Raw genomic sequence first — 15,260 nt, 5'->3', positions numbered from 1 at the left:
GCGGCTTCAACAGCCGCTTTTTTATTTCGGGAGCCCACATGAGCACGATCGAACTGACCAAAGACACCTTCCAGGCTGCCGTCCTCGACGACAAACCGCTTATTGTCGACTTCTGGGCCCCCTGGTGCGGCCCCTGCCGCAGCTTCTCGCCGGTATTCGAAAAAGTCGCTTCGCAGCACGACGACATCACCTTTGCCAAGGTCAACACCGAAGACCAGGAAGAACTGGCCGGCGCCCTGGGCATCCGCTCTATTCCAACACTCATGGTGTTCCGCGAGCAGGTATTGCTGTTCAACCAACCGGGTGCCCTGTCGGCCAGCCAGCTTGAAGAACTGGTCACCCAGGTTAAAAGTATTGATATGGCGCAGGTGCATGCAGACATCGCCGCGCAACAACAGCAACAGCAAGGCCAGTAAAAAGCCCTTTCGGGCAGCCAGCAGTAAAAACGCCCCTACCGGGGCCGCAACAACAAAACGCGCCTGTTTACCGGGCGCGTTTTGTTTATAAGGGAACAGGTTCGCGGCTTGGGTAACCGCCCTGTGCAGGCGGGTCAATCACCACGTCAAGACGGGTCTGTCATCACGTCAAGGCGACCCTGCCCACGCGTCAGGTTTGCAAATTCTGCAGTAAACACAGCAAGCTGCTCAACGGGCATATCCAGTTGCCAGTTCACGCCTTGCGCGTTGAATGTTTCGGCAACAACGACTGCACCGTAGCCCGCCAGCCTTGATTGCACCAAGGCCATATCCGAAAACGACACCGCACAACCCACCCTGGTTTTCTCGACCTGTTCGATTTTTTCGGCGGCACGCAGGCACTGGGCGGCTGCGCCGCCATAGGCCCGCACCAACCCGCCTGTACCCAGCTTGATGCCACCAAACCAGCGCACCACCAGCACAGCAACTTCGTCCAGTTGCTGCCCCTCTATGGCCTGCAGTATGGGCTTGCCTGCTGTCCCGGTGGGTTCGCCATCGTCGTTAAACCTGTAGGCCTGACCAACCTTCCAGGCCCAGCAGTTGTGCGTTGCGGCCGGGTCGCTGTGCGCCGCAATGAATGCGGCGGCGTCTTGTGCGTTTTGCACTGGCGCAGCCCACACTGCAAAACGACTTTTGCGTATCTCTTCTTGAAACGAAACCGTGGCAACCAGTGTGTATGTCACGGCAACGGCTTAGCCCTCGATGCCCCGCGAAGCCAGGTAGTCGTCGTAACCGCCGGCGTAGTCCACAACCTGGCCGTCGTGCTGGATTTCGAGAATGCGTGTGGCCAGGCCCGAAACGAACTCGCGGTCGTGCGAGACAAAGAACAGTGTGCCTTCGTACTTCTCGAGGGCGTACTGCAATGACTCGATGGATTCCATATCGAGGTGGTTGGTAGGCTCGTCGAGCAGCATAACGTTGTGCCGGCCCAGCATCAGGCGGCCGAAACTCATGCGGTTTTTCTCGCCGCCCGATAATACCTTGACCGCCTTGACGATGTCGTCGGCAGAAAACAGCAAGCGCCCCAACACCGAACGCATGGCCTGGTCGTCGTCGCCGGGCTGACGGAAATTAGCCATCCAGTCGAAAAGGTTGTCGTCGGACTGGAACTGATCGGAAACGTCTTGGGCCATGTAACCCAGGTCGGCGTTTTCGGACCACTTGATACTGCCCGCGTCGGGGGCCAGATCGCCGGCCAGCATGCGCAGCAAAGTCGTTTTACCGACACCGTTGGCCCCGATAATCGCGATTTTCTCGCCGGCCTCGACCATCGCCGAGTAAGGCCGGATCACGGGATGATCGTAGGCTTTGGAAATACTTTCGATAGTCACGGCAAGACGATGCATGACTTTCTTTTGCTCGAAACGAATATACGGATTCTGGCGCGAGGACGGCTTGACCTCGATGGTGTCGGCCCTGATGCGGTCGATTTGCTTTAACCGCGACGTCGCCTGACGCGACTTGGACTTGTTAGCGGCAAAACGGCGCACAAAGTCTTGCAGTTCGGCGACACGCTCTTTGGCTTTGGCATTAACCGCACTGACGCGCTCGCGGGCCTGGGCTGCGGCCAGCATGTAATCGTCGTAGTTACCCGGATACACGCGCAGTTCGCGGTAGTCGAGGTCGGCCATGTGCGTACACACCTGGTTCAGGAAGTGACGGTCGTGACTGATGATGATCATCGTGCTTTGATAGCTGTTCAGCACGTTTTCCAGCCAGCGAATCGTATTGATATCGAGGTTGTTGGTGGGTTCGTCGAGCAACAGGACATCGGGATTCGAGAACAACGCCTGCGCCAGCAATATGCGCAGCTTCCAGCCCGGAGCAATTTCGCGCATGGGCAGGTTGTGCTGTTCGACCGGGATTTCCAGGCCCAGCAGCAACTCGCCGGCACGGGCCTCGGCGGTATAGCCGTCGTACTCGGCAAACTTGGCCTCGAGGTTGGCCGCTTCCATGTAGTCGTCTTCGGTGGCCTCGGGGTTGGCATAAATGGCGTCGCGCCTTGCCATGACATCCCACATTTCGGCATGACCCATCAAGACCACGTCGAGCACCCGGATATCTTCGTAGGCGAACTGGTCTTGACGCAATTTGCCCAGACGCACGCCAGGTTCGAGCGATACGTTACCCGACGAAGGTTCGAGGTCTCCGCCGATGATTTTCATGAAGGTCGACTTGCCGGAACCGTTGGCCCCGATCAGACCGTAGCGGTTGCCCTCGCCAAACTTGACGCTGACGTTTTCAAATAGGGGCTTGGGACCAAACTGGATCGTAAGATTAGCGGTAGAAATCACTTAAAACGTATCACCAAAAACAGGGTTGACCGGACGGGCCACGCAACGCGTAACCCGCCATCACTAAACAAAAATTAAGGGTAACCCCGTAGTTTACCCTAATGCTCGTCGAGCACCAGATAAGCCATGCCTTTTTCGGTGGCGATACCCACCGGCTTACCCACGGGCAAAGTCGCCTTGACCCGCACATGGCCATACGGCAGCCCAGTAACCACGGGTACTTTAACGGTGGAACGCAACCACTTGATGACACTGGCCATGTCGAAGCCATTGTCGTTTTTAGCCAGTTTGTAATCGGTAAAGTGCCCCAGCACAATGGCTTTTTGACGGCCCAGAATACCGGCCTGCCACAGCTGGTTCAGCATGCGTTCGACCCGGTACGGGTGCTCGGCCACGTCTTCAAGAAACAAAATGCCGCCGTCAATGTCGGGCATGTAAGGCGTGCCCACCAACGCCGCCACCATGGCCAGATTACCGCCCCACAACACGCCCCGTGCATCGACCTTGTCGGCGTCAGGCGATTCGAAGCTAAGAATTTCTAGCTCCCCGCTCAACGCCTCGGTAAACAATGCAGCCGTCAGGTCGTCGAGCTTTTTAGCGCCGAAGTCACCCACAGCCATCGGCCCCGAAAAACTTTGGGCGCCCGTTTTGGCCAACAAGGCCAGGTTGAAGAGTGTGAAATCGCTTAGCCCCACAAACTGCTTGCCGCTTTGTGCCACAGCGGCCCAGTCGATTAACGGCAACAGGCGGCTTAGCCCGTACCCCCCGCGCGTGGCCATGACAACAGGATGCTTTTGTTTAAGCGCGCGGTTGATACCTGCCAGGCGCTGTTTATCGGTACCGGCAAAGCGCTCGTGTACGGCCAGCGCGGTGCGATCGACCGTGGTTTTAAAACCCATGGCCTGCAAGCGCTGACACGCCAGATCGACAGCCGCCGGATCGGAAACTGCACCCGATGGCGAAATCAGGTAGATGCCGTCGGGTGCAGGCTGGCAGTGGTCGTGATGGTGGTCGTGATCATGGTGATGGTCGTGCACGGCAGAGGCTTGAACTGACATGGATTGGGGGCAAACCTAAAAAGGGCTGAAATGGCACTGCTTTGACGACGCGACAGAAGTAACGCGACGCCAAAGCAGTGAGACAAACAGTTTATGACGAATCACCACCCTGCAGTGGCGGGAACGCGCCCGGCTGTGGCGAGGGGATATCTGGCTGTAGTGAGACATCTGGCTGTGGCGGCGGAACATCCTTCTGCGGCAGCGAGACATTAGGCAAAATGGGCACGACCCCCTCCAGCGGCCGCTTGCCCTTTTGCGCGCGAATGGCGGCACGCCGCGCGCGGAAAAAGTCGGACAGCAAGGCGCCGCAGGCTTCAGCCAGCAAACCGCCGGCCACCTGGGTGTGGTGGTTGATCTGGTTGATGGCGGCAATATCGAGCACGCTGCCGCAGGCGCCTGTTTTGGGGTCGACCGCCCCGAAGACAACCTGGGCGACACGCGCATGCACCATGGCGCCCATGCACATGGTGCACGGCTCTAGCGTGACGTACACACGGGCCCCGGGCAGCCGGTAGTTGCCCACACGCGCAGCGGCGTCGCGCAATGCAACGATTTCGGCATGGGCCGTGGGGTCGTGATCGGTGATGGTACGGTTGTACCCCGTACCAATAATGTGCCCGTCGGCATCAATCACCACCGCCCCAACCGGCACCTCGCCGATTTGCGCGGCATTGGCGGCCTGATGCATGGCTTGCTGCATCGCCCAGTGGTCGAGCGGCGTAAACGAATCTACCGACATGGGTGCTTAGCCCACATACATACGCGAATTGAGCGTAATGCGCCCGGCCAGGCTTTCTACAGCCTCTTCAAGCCATTGATAAAGCTCGGCATCTTCGTCGTAACGCGCCTGATTCAGGTTCGACACCCGCCCTTCCTGGATAAAGCCCCAGGCCCGGCTGCGCTTTTCGCGGTGTTTTCGGTCCCAGACGCCAAACGCCACACCGCCCGATTTACGCACCAGCGAAAAACACGGAATGTCGGTATAGCCATCACCGATGAAAATCATTTGCTGGAAGGGGATGCGCAGCTTGTCTTGATCGACCTTTCGATTAACTTCGAAAGGCTTTTTGCGCGACGCGGCCCCGACAATACCCTTTTGAATATGAAACAGATAACGGGTTTTGTCGGTAAAGCTGACAATACGACGCGGAAAATGAATACCACCATCGGGGCCGTAGATAAATTCTGACGCCCAGATATCGGTGAATTCGTGGGCAATAGGCGTATGGCGAACGACATCGCCGATGCCGCTGGAAATAAGATAGAACTCGAGCTGCACTTGCGGGTGCGCTTGCCGAACATGACGACGCAAGCGGTCGAACAGTGTGGTGACGCCGTCGTGCAAGGGCAAACGCTGGCCCCAGGCCTGCAGCCGTTCTTGGGTGATGAGCCCGTGTTTTTGCGACTTTGACAGCTCGATCATTTCGTGAAGATAAGCCGGCACCGGGTCCCAGTCGTGGTGGTCGAGCAAGGGTCCGACCCGGTCGGACCAGAACTGGCCCGCATCGACACCCATTTCGGTTAAAAACCCGCTGGTGCTGTCGGGGGCAAGGGTATCGTCAAAATCAAAAACCAGGGCAATGACATCGGACATAATATTTTTAGCGCTACGAACTTTGCGTTTAATCAAGCTTATGGCCGGTTTTCGTATTTAGAATCAAAATTAACAAAAACCGGAGTCCAACCCACTTTATAACCCGTCAGGAGACGCGCATGCTGGGACGTATCGCTATTGATCTTACCAAAGACAACAACCAGGTTCGCCGCCTTGAAACCACGTTGCGGCTGGCCAAAACGCACAATGCCGAAGTCGTCGGTGTCTACCCCAGCCCGGAGCCCTCCGACTACCTGCGCGACGGCAGCCTCATTCCTCGCGAAGTCAGCCAGATGATGACCGCCCATTTGGCACAAGAGCGCGACGAAATGAAAGCGCTGTTCGAAGACCAGGCGGCCGCCGCCGGTGTCAAGGCCATCTGGCGCAACCCCAAAGGTCTGTCTGAAGACGTTCTGGCCTTGCATGCGCGGTACTGCGACCTGGTGGTCATGAGCCAAACCGTCAAGCAAACCTCCAGCGTCCGCCCCAGTATTGCCGAAGCCGTCATTACGTCGGCGGGCCGGCCTGTGCTTATGGTGCCCTATATCGGCGAACAGCACCCGGTGGGTTCACGCATTTTGGTGTGTTGGGATCACGGTCGTCGCGCCGCCCGTGCGTTTGCCGACGCTGCACCCATTTTGGCCAACGCCAAAGAAATCGTCATCGTCAGCATCGACGAACGATCGAACCGTCTGGTGTCGCAAGATGTTCACGAAGAAGACATCGAGGCCTATTGCGTTTCGAAGGGGTATGTCAAGCCCCGGCGCGTACGTCTGGACAGTGCTGACGCAGGCATTGGCAACACCATTTTGAACGCCGCCAGCGATCACGGTTCCGACCTGATTGTCATGGGCGCCTATAACCGCAGTCGCGCACGCGAATGGATGCTGGGGGGCACCTCAAAAACCTTGCTCGACTCCATGACAGTGCCCATTTTGTTTTCCCACTAATTGCCCGCCTAACCCGTATGCCGGCCATCGTGGCCGGCATCGCCATAAAGCGCGCGCAGCACGCCGGGCACCAGCCCCGGCAAATCGTCAGACACCAGCCCGGGGCCAAATCGGGTTGCCGCTTCGGCATGCACCCAAGTGGCCGCACACGCGGCCCAAAACGGCGACATCCCCTGCGCCATCAGGCCTGCAATCAAACCCGTCAAAACATCACCCGTACCGCCTGTGGCCAAAAAGGCCGGGGCGTTGGTATTAACCACGGCCTGGCCATCGGGTGCGGCAATGACGGTGTCGGCCCCTTTCAGCACAACCACGGCCCCCGAACGCTGGGCGGCCTCGCGGGCCCGCGTCAGTTTATCGGCGTCATCCGTGCCAAACAGCCGCACAAACTCGCCTTCGTGCGGGGTCAACACGCACTCGTGATGCAGTGCCGACAACAACGACTGAGGCTGTGCGGCAAATGACGTAATGGCGTCGGCGTCGAGCACCAGACGCCGACCCGTCGCCAAAGCCCCCAACACTTGCTCGCGGGTTTGCCCGCCAACGCCGGCGCCGGGGCCAATGACCAGCACGTTTTTTCGACTGTCGCTGAATATATCGTGCAAGCTGCCCATATCGGTAAACGGCGTCACCATAATGCCCTCGAGGGCAGCCGCATACACCGGCCATGCAAACACCGGGGCGGCGACAGTCACCAACCCGGCCCCGACACGGGCCGCCGCGCGCGCCGACAAGCGGGCCGCACCTGTCATCGTCTGCCCGCCTACGACCAGCACATGCCCGCGATGGTACTTATGTCCTTCAAGCGACGGCCAGGGAAAATGGCGTTGCCAAAGCACAGGGCTGTTCTCGAAAGCGGCCGGTGCGATCGTGTCGAGAACTTCAGAGGGAATGCCGATGTCGGCCAGCGCAATATCGCCGCACAACCCCCGGCCCGGAAACAGTACGTGGGCAGGCTTTTTCCGGAAAAAAGTGACGGTCAGGTCGGCACGGGCCGCCACCCCTTGCGCCCTGCCCGTGCTGCCGTCAAGCCCGCTGGGCAAGTCGACTGCGCATACCGGTATACGACGATGGCGGACAGCTTCAATGAACTCGGCGGCGTCGCCCGCCAGAGGCCGACCAAGACCGCCGCCAAACAAGGCATCGACCAACAGTTCGGCATCGTCGAGCAGGCCGACAGACAGCGGCTGAACGACGCCTTCCCACAGTGCCGCGTGGTGCGCGGCATCAGGGGCCGACGGCCGGGCGCCACTAAGCGCACCAACCATCACCGACCAGCCATGTGCCGCCAGATGCCGCGCCACCACATAGCCGTCACCGCCGTTGTTACCCGGGCCGCAAGCTACCAGCACAGGTCGGCGCGGCCAGCGCCGCATGATGGCCTGCGCGACGGCACGACCCGCCGCCTCCATCAGCTCAATGCCCGACACCCCTCGTTCGACCGTCGCAGCGTCGGCCTGGGCCATTTCGGCAGGCGTCAATAACGCCATTGATTCATGTGTGCTCATGGTAGTCTTTATACTGATACGACCTGCCGGCCAATGCGCTTAATGTTAGGGCAAATCGGGCTGGCTGCGTATCGGCGATTCATCAGAACGAGGGCTGTGTGGCATCACCCATTATCTCCATCCGCAACGTCTCAAAGACTTACACCTCCGGGTTTCAAGCCCTGGACAACATCAACCTCGACATTCATCGCGGTGAGATCTTTGCCCTGCTAGGCCCGAACGGCGCCGGCAAAACAACGCTTATTAATAGTATTTGCGGCCTGGTCAACTTAACCGCCGGGCAGGTAACCATTGACGGCTTTGACAACGTGCGTCAGTACCGCCAAGCCCGCCGTTGCATTGGCCTGGTACCCCAGGAACTGACCGCCGAAGCCTTCGAAAAAGTCTGGAATACCGTCAGCTACAGTCGTGGGCTGTTCGGCAAGCGCCCCAACCCTGCGCTTATCGAAAAAATCCTCAAGTCGCTGTCGCTTTGGGACAAACGCAACAACCGCATGCTGACCCTGTCGGGCGGGATGAAACGACGCGTGCTGATTGCCAAGGCGCTGTCGCACGAACCGCCGGTATTGTTTCTTGACGAGCCCACAGCCGGTGTCGACGTTGAGCTGCGCAAGGGCATGTGGGACGTCATCCGCGGGCTCAAGCAAGAAGGCGTCACCATCATTTTGACCACGCACTACATTGAAGAAGCCGAAGAAATGGCCGACCGCGTCGGGGTGATACGCCAAGGGCGGCTGATTCTGGTCGAAGACAAACACACCCTCATGCGTTCGTTTGGCAAAAAGCAGCTTACCCTTGAACTAAAGCAAGCGCTAACCCGCTTGCCCGATACCTTGCAAGACCCGCACATTGCGCTGTCAGCCGACGGCCGACAACTGGTTTACACCTACGACACCAAAGACGACACCGCCGACATTGCCGCCCTGATCGACCGCCTGTACCGGGCAGGTGTTGTGTACACCGACCTGCACACCCGGCAAAGCTCGCTTGAAGACATTTTCGTCGACTTGATCAAGGAGACGACATGAACCTTCAAGCCATAAAAGCCATTTACATGTTCGAAATGTATCGCCTGCGGCGCAACCTGTCGCAAAGCGTGCTGGCCCCTATTTTGTCGACATCGCTTTACTTTGTGGTGTTCGGGTCGGCCATTGGTAGTCGTATGGCGGATATCGACGGGGTCAGTTACGGCGCCTTTATTGTGCCGGGCCTAATCATGCTGTCAGTCCTGACGCAAAGTATTTCCAATGCGTCTTTCAGCATCTATTTTCCGCGGTTTACAGGCACCATCTACGAGCTGCTCTCGGCGCCGGTTTCATATATAGAAATTTTGATGGGCTATGTAGGAGCAGCGGCGAGCAAATCGCTGGTACTGGCTCTCATCATTATGGCGACCGCAACGTTTTTCGTCCCCTTGCGCATCGAACACCCGGTCTGGATGGTGGTGTTTTTAGTACTGACCGCCCTCACGTTCAGCTTGTTCGGATTCATTATTGGCGTGTGGGCCGACAGCTTCGAAAACCTGCAGATTGTGCCCCTGCTGATTGTGACGCCGCTAACATTTTTGGGCGGCAGTTTTTATGCCATTAATATGCTGCCGCCCTTTTGGCAGGCGGTTAGCCTGCTGAACCCGGTGGTTTACCTGATCAGCGGGTTTCGCTGGAGTTTTTACGGGGCCGCCGACGTCAGCCTGCCCGTTAGCCTGGGCGTAACGCTGGGCATTTTAGCGGCGTGCCTGGGCATTGTGGCCTGGATATTCAAAACCGGATACCGGCTGCGCAACTAGTCTTTTAAAACGCTGCGGTGGCCGGCTGCGCAACTAGTCCATTAATACGCCGCTTTGGTTGGCGGCATTAACGCTGACGTGTAACGGCAAAAGCCAGAAGCCTAATCGCGGAAATTATTGAACTGCAACGGCAAGTCGACGTCTTGCTGGCGCAACAGCGCAATGGCCGACTGCAGATCGTCGCGCTTTTTGCCGGTGACCCGCAGTTTGTCGCCATTAATCTGTGTTTCGACCTTAATTTTGGCCGCCTTAATCGCCGCAATCAGCTTTTTGGACACCGATTGTTCGATACCTTGGCGCACCGTCACTTTTTGTCGTGCGCCAGATACGTTCTCGGCAATTTCGCCCTCTTCAAGACAACGCACATCAATGCCGCGTGCCGACAAGCGGCCGCGCAAAATATCAAGCATCTGACGAAGCTGAAACGGGCTGGGCGCCACTTGCGTGACCACATACCCCTCAAGCTCGAAGGTGGCATTACTGCCCTTAAAGTCAAAACGGCTGACCAGTTCCCGATTGGCCTGGTCGACCGCATTGCTTAACTCGTGTTTATCGACTTCGGAGACGACGTCAAAAGAAGGCATGACAATTTCCTTGAAAATTAAAACAAACCAAAAAGCTTGAGCACCAGCGGCACCGCCAGCGCAGTAGCGATACCGTTAAGACACAACCCCAGCGCAGAGAATGCACCGTTGGTTTCGCCCACCTGTATCGCTTTGGCCGTACCGATGGCGTGGGCCGACAGCCCCTTGGTAAAGCCGTGAATGACCGGATCGCTGATGTTTAGAATACGCAAAATGGGGCCGGTAATAATGGCGCCTGCAATGCCCGTAATGGCCACCGCCACCGTTGTAAACGATGGCAAACCACCGGTTAGCTGGGCCACTTCCATGGCTATGGGCATGGTGGCCGACTTGGGCGCCAATGACAATAGGGTTTCAGTAGAGGCCCCAAACAGCCAAGCGATACCCAGCGCCGAAAAAATGGCGGTAAAACAGCCAACGACCAGGGCCACGGCCAAAGGCTTCCAGATACTTTTAAGACGAGTCAGCTGGCTGTAAAGCGGCACAGCCAGCGCGACGGTTGCCGGGCCGATCAAAAAGCTCATGAACCGGGTGCCCGCTTCGTAGGACTGAAATGGCGTGCCTGTAAGCACCAAAAGCCCCACAATAGCCACCACCGACGTCAACACCGGCAATAAAAACGGGTGGCTGCCCGACCGCTTGTAAAGCATCAGGGCCAACAAATAAATGACAGTGGTGACCGTTACCCAAAGCAGTGGCGACGCCTGCAGCCCCGACCACAACGACATCAGGGCGTCTGTCATGATTGCCCCCGATTATTCTGGCGCTTCAGCATCCAGGACAAGGTTAGCGCCGTTACCACGATGGTAATGGCCGTACCCAAAATGCAGGCTAGCAGAAACGGCAGCCATTCGGCCGCAATGCGATCGAAGTGCAGCATAATGCCGGCCACGGCCGGAATAAATAGCAGCATCAGGTGCTGCAGCACGTGTTTGGCCGTATCGCGCAGTGCGGCTGGCAAGCGACCACGCCACACCAGGCCGGCAAACAGCAATAGCAACCCCACCAGCGCACCTGGCACTGGCAATTGCGTGAGGCGCACAAACACTTCGCCAACCAGTTGCAAAACAAGTAATACGGCCACCGCCGTTAACACCGGCATGCGTTTTCCCCTTCATTTATTTTTTGCGCCCTGACCAAGATGAGCCCAAACATGGTCATCGTCTTATTCAAATGTCAGTCAGGTGTGCCGTTTTACAATACACAGATCTTGCGGGTACAACGCCCGCCACCGCTATTTTTTCACCAAGATCCCGTCGTGCCTACCCATAATACAGAATTCAGCCTGCGCAAAATTGCAGTTGCCGCCTTCGGCCCATCGTTGCTGTTTGGTATTGGCGAAGGCGCAATTTATCCGATCATTGCGTTGACTGCACGCGAGCTAGGTGCTTCGGTGGCGCTGTCGGGCTTTATTGTCGCCCTGATTGGCATTGGTTCATTACTCAATAATATTCCGGCGGCACTATTCACCGCCCGATACGGAGAACGCCGCGCGATGGTCGGCGCGGCGCTGCTGAGCCTGGTTGGGTTGCTGTTGTGCCTGCTGGCGCCGCACGCAGCGGTACTGGCTTTGGGCGTGCTGCTTATCGGGATGTCGAATTCGGTCTTTTTACTGGCACGGCAAACCTACCTGACCGAAGCCGTCCCCATCGGCATGCGGGCACGAGCGCTGTCCACCCTGGGTGGGGTCACGCGTATCGGGCTGTTTGCAGGGCCCTTTCTGGGTGCAGGCGTCATGCACTTTGCGGGGCTATCGGGCGGCTATATGGTTGCGCTGGTGGCTGTGGCCGCAGCCGGCGCACTAGCCTTCAGCATTCCCGATTTCGAGCACAAACCGGTCACCGACGCGTCTGGAGCAAAGCCAGCCGGCCCAAAACCAAATTTACGCAATATTGCGCGCAGTCATGCACGTACGTATCTAACGCTGGGGCTGGGCTGTGTATGCGTCATGGCCATTCGCTCATGTCGTCAGGTGGTTATCCCCTTATGGGCCGCGCATATTGGTGTCGACGCCACCACCACGGCCGTGGTCTACGGGCTGATGGGGGCTATCGACATGCTGCTGTTCTACCCCGCAGGCAAAGTCATGGATAAAAAGGGGCGTCTTTGGGTGGCGCTACCGTCAATGATCATCATGGGCAGCATGCTGTTCATCATGCCCTTTACCACAAGCTTGTCAGCGTTCATTATCGTCAGCATGCTTCTGGGGTTTGGCAACGGGATAGGCTCGGGCTTGATTATGACGATTGGGGCCGATGCCTCGCCGGCCGAAGGGCGTCGGCAGTTTCTGGGCCTTTGGCGCCTGCTGTCGGATATTGGCGGCAGTACCGGGCCTTTATTGCTGTCTGGCGTAACCGCCATGGTTTCGCTGGGCGCCGGTGTAGCCATGGTGGGCGGCCTGGGGTTTGCCGCAGCCTGGGTGTTCTGGCGGTGGCTGCCCAGGCCAGTGCATTGATCAATACGTGTAGTGGTCAACAAGCGCATTGATCAGCAGGCGCATCGCTTAAATACGGTAACGCTTTGCGTTAACAGTGCGCGTGTTGGCCGCGTGACTTAGCCGACTTTGGCTTTTTTCTCTTGGTACATGCCTTTATCGGCAAACTCAATAAGCTGCGCTTCGTCGCTACCGTGCTCTGGGTAAAGCGCAATCCCGATACTGCACGCGATGTTCAGGCTGTGCCCGTTCAGAACACAGGGTTGGCTGAAGACATCGCGGATTTTTTCGGCGACCTCTTCGGCTTGATCCGGCCATGGGCTGCGATGCAGCAACACAACAAACTCGTCGCCGCCCATTCGGGCAACGGTATCCGACTCGCGCACACAAAGCTTCAGGCGCCTGGCCACCTCTTTTAGCAACAGGTCTCCGGCGCTGTGACCCAAGGTATCGTTGACTTGCTTGAATTTGTCTATATCGAGGTACAGCAAAGAAAACTGCTCTTGTTCTCGTCTTGCAATAGACAACGCCACCTTTAGACGGTCGTACAGTAATGCGCGGTTAGGCAGGCCTGTTAACTGATCGTACTGTGCCATTTGCTTAAGCCGTGTTTGCATTTTTTGACGCTCGATTGCAGTAGCGATTTGCGTCGAGACAAACTGCAGCAACGCCTGATCTTCGTGGGTGTAGCAGGCCCCGCCAGGATGGCTGTTAAGCACAATGACGCCTATGACTTCATGTTGTGACTTAAGCGGTACGCCCAGCCACGCCGCTGATTGCACGCCTGGCGGCACGTCAAGTTCGTCAAGGTACGGCCGCATTGTTGTGGGGTTCAGCAGCAGGGGCAGGCCTGTACGAACGATCTGACTACAAAGCGGGCCAGAAATTTCCTTGAGCTGCGCCAACATTTGGCTACCTTTACTTTCTGGATACGGAAAACCAAGCTCGCCTGTTTCGGGGTCGACCAACGCCACCGAGAAATCATCAACTGGCAACAACGTGCCCACAATATGATGAAGGTGTTGAAACAGCGTTAGCAAATCATCGGCGCGGTGGGCGGCTTCGGAAATAGCGTAAAGCGCCGCCTGCAAAGATTCGGCCCGCTTGCGTTCGGTGATGTCGCGGGCAACGCCAATACGTAGCTGGTCGGCCGGCGACCATCGTGCCGACCACATAATATGCACGACCTGCCCGTCTTTGCGGATGTAGCGATTCTCGAAGTGAAGCTGCGGGCAACCCGACACGACCTCTTGAACCGATGCCCGGGTGCGCTCGCGGTCTTCGGGCAGCATCAGGTCAAACATATTTTTGCCAATCATTTCTTTTGGCGTGTAACCGAAAATACGTTCGCACGACGCGCTTGCGAAGACGATGGAAGCATCAAGGTTAACCGCAAAGACAGCGTCCATCAGAAGATCAACGAAGCTGGCTATCGGCGTGTAAGCGTTCGATTTCATGCAAAAAATTATAAGGCGTTACAACTATTTTTATCTGCTTTTTTCGCCCAAGACCCTCTCTGGATAAAGAGTGAGAAATCGTTATGTTGTCGTCAGGCTAGTAAGAGCAGACGAAGACAGCTGCCTTAGAGCCATTGTGGTTTTATGAAAGGATTCGACGCTGGCAGAAGCGCTTACTGAATGGGCCGGCGCCCAGTTGAGTACTGCAGAACGGCCGGCAACCTATACTTTTGACACGGCACTGCCCTACAAAGCAACGGCAAACCTGCCGACTGGATTATTTAGACGGGGTGGACGGCAAACGTTGATGTTCTTTGTTGACGTTAACGCGCAGCGCTGCGTGTGCCACATCGACCACATTTTGGGGCACCGCGTACCCCCCTTTGGTTTGTAACCACCCGAGCACATCGGCCAGGTGCCAGACCGTTGTCGTGCCTTCGTGAACTGGCGCCGGGAAACTGCCGGCATGCGCCAGCATGAGCTTGCGCATGTTTTGGCGCGATACACCCACGATTTGCGCTACGTCGGTAAGCCCCACCCAGTCGGGCGCAACTTCGATAAGCGTTGCTGAAGGGATAGCACGCTGCACATCGGCCAATGCGCTGCGCACCGCGATATCGGCATCTTCGGCCTCGCGCGTAAATTCGAGCGCCAACCGCCCGGGCAACCCAACGCCGACCAAAGCATCGTCACAACCGGCCTCGGCTAGGCGCCCGACCAAGTCGTCGTGGTCGCAATCGCCGTCTGCTAGCTGGTACTTCAAGGTAAAGATATATTCCATTTCAGTGGTCCTGAGAAATGCGGCTGATTTCCTCGCACGTACGATGCACAGTGCAATTTTCAACAACACGCCCCAAGGCGCGTGCATGACTGCCCGGATTCTTAGGTGTGCTCCAGATACTAACAACGCAAAATTCGCCGCAGCGGCAATCGTATTGGTTGTACGGACAATACATTCGGCCCCAAGCATGACCACCACCCACCTTGATTCGCCAACCATGCTGCTCGGCGTACTTCAGAATGGCTTCAACCTCTTTCTTTGGATGGAGCGAACGCGTCATCAATAGTCTCCACTGTATATGCAAACAATAAGGTTGTCAATAGACAACCATTATCAAA

At 57.3% G+C, this 15,260-nt stretch carries 16 protein-coding genes and 1 pseudogene; 5 read left to right on the top strand and 12 right to left on the bottom strand.

Going from position 1 to position 15,260, the window contains the following annotated elements; genetic code table 11:
- The first annotated feature begins 38 nt into the window (after window positions 1-38).
- Entirely contained in the window at window positions 39-416 is a 378-nt protein-coding gene (trxA, locus tag GTU67_RS05330) for a thioredoxin (RefSeq protein WP_185779078.1), read from the top strand.
- 146 nt (window positions 417-562) lie between these two features.
- On the opposite strand, the gene GTU67_RS05325 is transcribed toward trxA, so the two are convergent.
- From GTU67_RS05325 to GTU67_RS05305, 5 genes and pseudogenes are all read right to left on the bottom strand, one after another.
- Window positions 563-1,159 (bottom strand): YigZ family protein, encoded by a 597-nt coding sequence (locus GTU67_RS05325; protein ID WP_185779077.1) that lies wholly within the window; start codon window positions 1,157-1,159, stop codon window positions 563-565.
- Window positions 1,160-1,168: 9 nt separating this feature from the next.
- Entirely contained in the window at window positions 1,169-2,770 is a 1,602-nt protein-coding gene (locus GTU67_RS05320; protein ID WP_185779076.1) for an ABC-F family ATPase, read from the bottom strand.
- 98 nt (window positions 2,771-2,868) lie between these two features.
- On the bottom strand, window positions 2,869-3,828 hold the full coding sequence (locus GTU67_RS05315; protein ID WP_185779075.1) for an LD-carboxypeptidase: 960 nt from the start codon (window positions 3,826-3,828) through the stop codon (window positions 2,869-2,871).
- A 253-nt stretch (window positions 3,829-4,081) separates the two neighbouring features.
- Window positions 4,082-4,528, bottom strand: a pseudogene (tadA, locus tag GTU67_RS05310) (tRNA adenosine(34) deaminase TadA); the annotation flags it as partial.
- Between the two features lie 45 nt (window positions 4,529-4,573).
- Window positions 4,574-5,422, bottom strand: a complete 849-nt coding sequence (locus tag GTU67_RS05305) for an HAD family hydrolase (protein ID WP_185779074.1) — start codon at window positions 5,420-5,422, stop codon at window positions 4,574-4,576.
- 119 nt (window positions 5,423-5,541) lie between these two features.
- Between GTU67_RS05305 and GTU67_RS05300 the strand changes: the two genes are divergently transcribed.
- Window positions 5,542-6,372: a universal stress protein gene (locus GTU67_RS05300; RefSeq protein ID WP_185779073.1), complete on the top strand. Its 831-nt coding sequence runs from the start codon at window positions 5,542-5,544 to the stop codon at window positions 6,370-6,372.
- Window positions 6,373-6,380: 8 nt separating this feature from the next.
- On the opposite strand, the gene GTU67_RS05295 is transcribed toward GTU67_RS05300, so the two are convergent.
- Window positions 6,381-7,880, bottom strand: coding sequence for an NAD(P)H-hydrate dehydratase (locus tag GTU67_RS05295; protein WP_221893282.1), 1,500 nt, complete (start codon window positions 7,878-7,880; stop codon window positions 6,381-6,383).
- Between the two features lie 98 nt (window positions 7,881-7,978).
- Here GTU67_RS05295 and GTU67_RS05290 point away from each other — a divergent pair, with 98 nt between their 5' ends.
- The gene (locus tag GTU67_RS05290) at window positions 7,979-8,908 is read left to right on the top strand and encodes an ATP-binding cassette domain-containing protein (protein WP_185779072.1); all 930 of its coding nucleotides are present in this window, start codon (window positions 7,979-7,981) and stop codon (window positions 8,906-8,908) included.
- A complete protein-coding gene (locus GTU67_RS05285) occupies window positions 8,905-9,666 on the top strand; it encodes an ABC transporter permease (RefSeq protein WP_185779071.1) in 762 nt (253 codons plus the stop codon). The genes GTU67_RS05290 and GTU67_RS05285 overlap by 4 nt, the downstream gene beginning before the upstream one ends.
- Before the next feature lie 101 nt (window positions 9,667-9,767).
- On the opposite strand, the gene GTU67_RS05280 is transcribed toward GTU67_RS05285, so the two are convergent.
- From GTU67_RS05280 to GTU67_RS05270, 3 genes are read right to left on the bottom strand one after another with little or no spacing between them, the layout of a single operon-like run.
- Entirely contained in the window at window positions 9,768-10,250 is a 483-nt protein-coding gene (locus GTU67_RS05280) for a YajQ family cyclic di-GMP-binding protein (RefSeq protein WP_185779070.1), read from the bottom strand.
- Between the two features lie 17 nt (window positions 10,251-10,267).
- On the bottom strand, window positions 10,268-10,993 hold the full coding sequence (locus GTU67_RS05275; protein ID WP_185779069.1) for an LrgB family protein: 726 nt from the start codon (window positions 10,991-10,993) through the stop codon (window positions 10,268-10,270).
- A complete protein-coding gene (locus GTU67_RS05270) occupies window positions 10,990-11,346 on the bottom strand; it encodes a CidA/LrgA family protein (RefSeq protein ID WP_185779314.1) in 357 nt (118 codons plus the stop codon). The genes GTU67_RS05275 and GTU67_RS05270 overlap by 4 nt, the downstream gene beginning before the upstream one ends.
- Window positions 11,347-11,508: 162 nt before the next feature.
- On the opposite strand from GTU67_RS05270, the gene GTU67_RS05265 reads away from it, so the two are divergent.
- Window positions 11,509-12,705: an MFS transporter gene (locus GTU67_RS05265; RefSeq protein ID WP_185779068.1), complete on the top strand. Its 1,197-nt coding sequence runs from the start codon at window positions 11,509-11,511 to the stop codon at window positions 12,703-12,705.
- A 98-nt stretch (window positions 12,706-12,803) separates the two neighbouring features.
- Here the strand turns inward: GTU67_RS05265 and GTU67_RS05260 are convergent, their stop codons facing one another.
- From GTU67_RS05260 to GTU67_RS05250, 3 genes are all read right to left on the bottom strand, one after another.
- Window positions 12,804-14,141, bottom strand: a complete 1,338-nt coding sequence (locus GTU67_RS05260) for a sensor domain-containing protein (protein ID WP_185779067.1) — start codon at window positions 14,139-14,141, stop codon at window positions 12,804-12,806.
- Between the two features lie 277 nt (window positions 14,142-14,418).
- Window positions 14,419-14,922 (bottom strand): helix-turn-helix transcriptional regulator, encoded by a 504-nt coding sequence (locus GTU67_RS05255; RefSeq protein ID WP_185779066.1) that lies wholly within the window; start codon window positions 14,920-14,922, stop codon window positions 14,419-14,421.
- Window position 14,923: 1 nt separating this feature from the next.
- Complete coding sequence (locus GTU67_RS05250) at window positions 14,924-15,202, bottom strand: hypothetical protein (RefSeq protein ID WP_185779065.1); 279 nt, start codon at window positions 15,200-15,202, stop codon at window positions 14,924-14,926.
- Between the last annotated feature and the right edge of the window lie 58 nt (window positions 15,203-15,260).

Source organism: Pusillimonas minor, from assembly GCF_014237865.1.
GTDB classification, from domain to species: domain Bacteria; phylum Pseudomonadota; class Gammaproteobacteria; order Burkholderiales; family Burkholderiaceae_B; genus Neopusillimonas; species Neopusillimonas minor.
The sequence above is the reverse complement of the archived record's forward strand: the minus strand, read 5'-3'. Positions and strand labels throughout refer to the sequence as shown.

Bases quoted from the DNA above. Each gene is read 5' to 3' on its own strand.
- trxA (WP_185779078.1), top strand. From the start codon at position 39: ATGAGCACGATCGAACTGACCAAAGACACCTTCCAGGCTGCCGTCCTC.
- GTU67_RS05315 (WP_185779075.1), bottom strand. From the start codon at position 3,828: ATGTCAGTTCAAGCCTCTGCCGTGCACGACCATCACCATGATCACGAC.
- GTU67_RS05305 (WP_185779074.1), bottom strand. From the start codon at position 5,422: ATGTCCGATGTCATTGCCCTGGTTTTTGATTTTGACGATACCCTTGCC.
- GTU67_RS05300 (WP_185779073.1), top strand. From the start codon at position 5,542: ATGCTGGGACGTATCGCTATTGATCTTACCAAAGACAACAACCAGGTT.
- GTU67_RS05295 (WP_221893282.1), bottom strand. From the start codon at position 7,880: ATGAGCACACATGAATCAATGGCGTTATTGACGCCTGCCGAAATGGCC.
- GTU67_RS05285 (WP_185779071.1), top strand. From the start codon at position 8,905: ATGAACCTTCAAGCCATAAAAGCCATTTACATGTTCGAAATGTATCGC.
- GTU67_RS05280 (WP_185779070.1), bottom strand. From the start codon at position 10,250: ATGCCTTCTTTTGACGTCGTCTCCGAAGTCGATAAACACGAGTTAAGC.
- GTU67_RS05275 (WP_185779069.1), bottom strand. From the start codon at position 10,993: ATGACAGACGCCCTGATGTCGTTGTGGTCGGGGCTGCAGGCGTCGCCA.
- GTU67_RS05260 (WP_185779067.1), bottom strand. From the start codon at position 14,141: ATGAAATCGAACGCTTACACGCCGATAGCCAGCTTCGTTGATCTTCTG.
- GTU67_RS05255 (WP_185779066.1), bottom strand. From the start codon at position 14,922: ATGGAATATATCTTTACCTTGAAGTACCAGCTAGCAGACGGCGATTGC.
- GTU67_RS05250 (WP_185779065.1), bottom strand. From the start codon at position 15,202: ATGACGCGTTCGCTCCATCCAAAGAAAGAGGTTGAAGCCATTCTGAAG.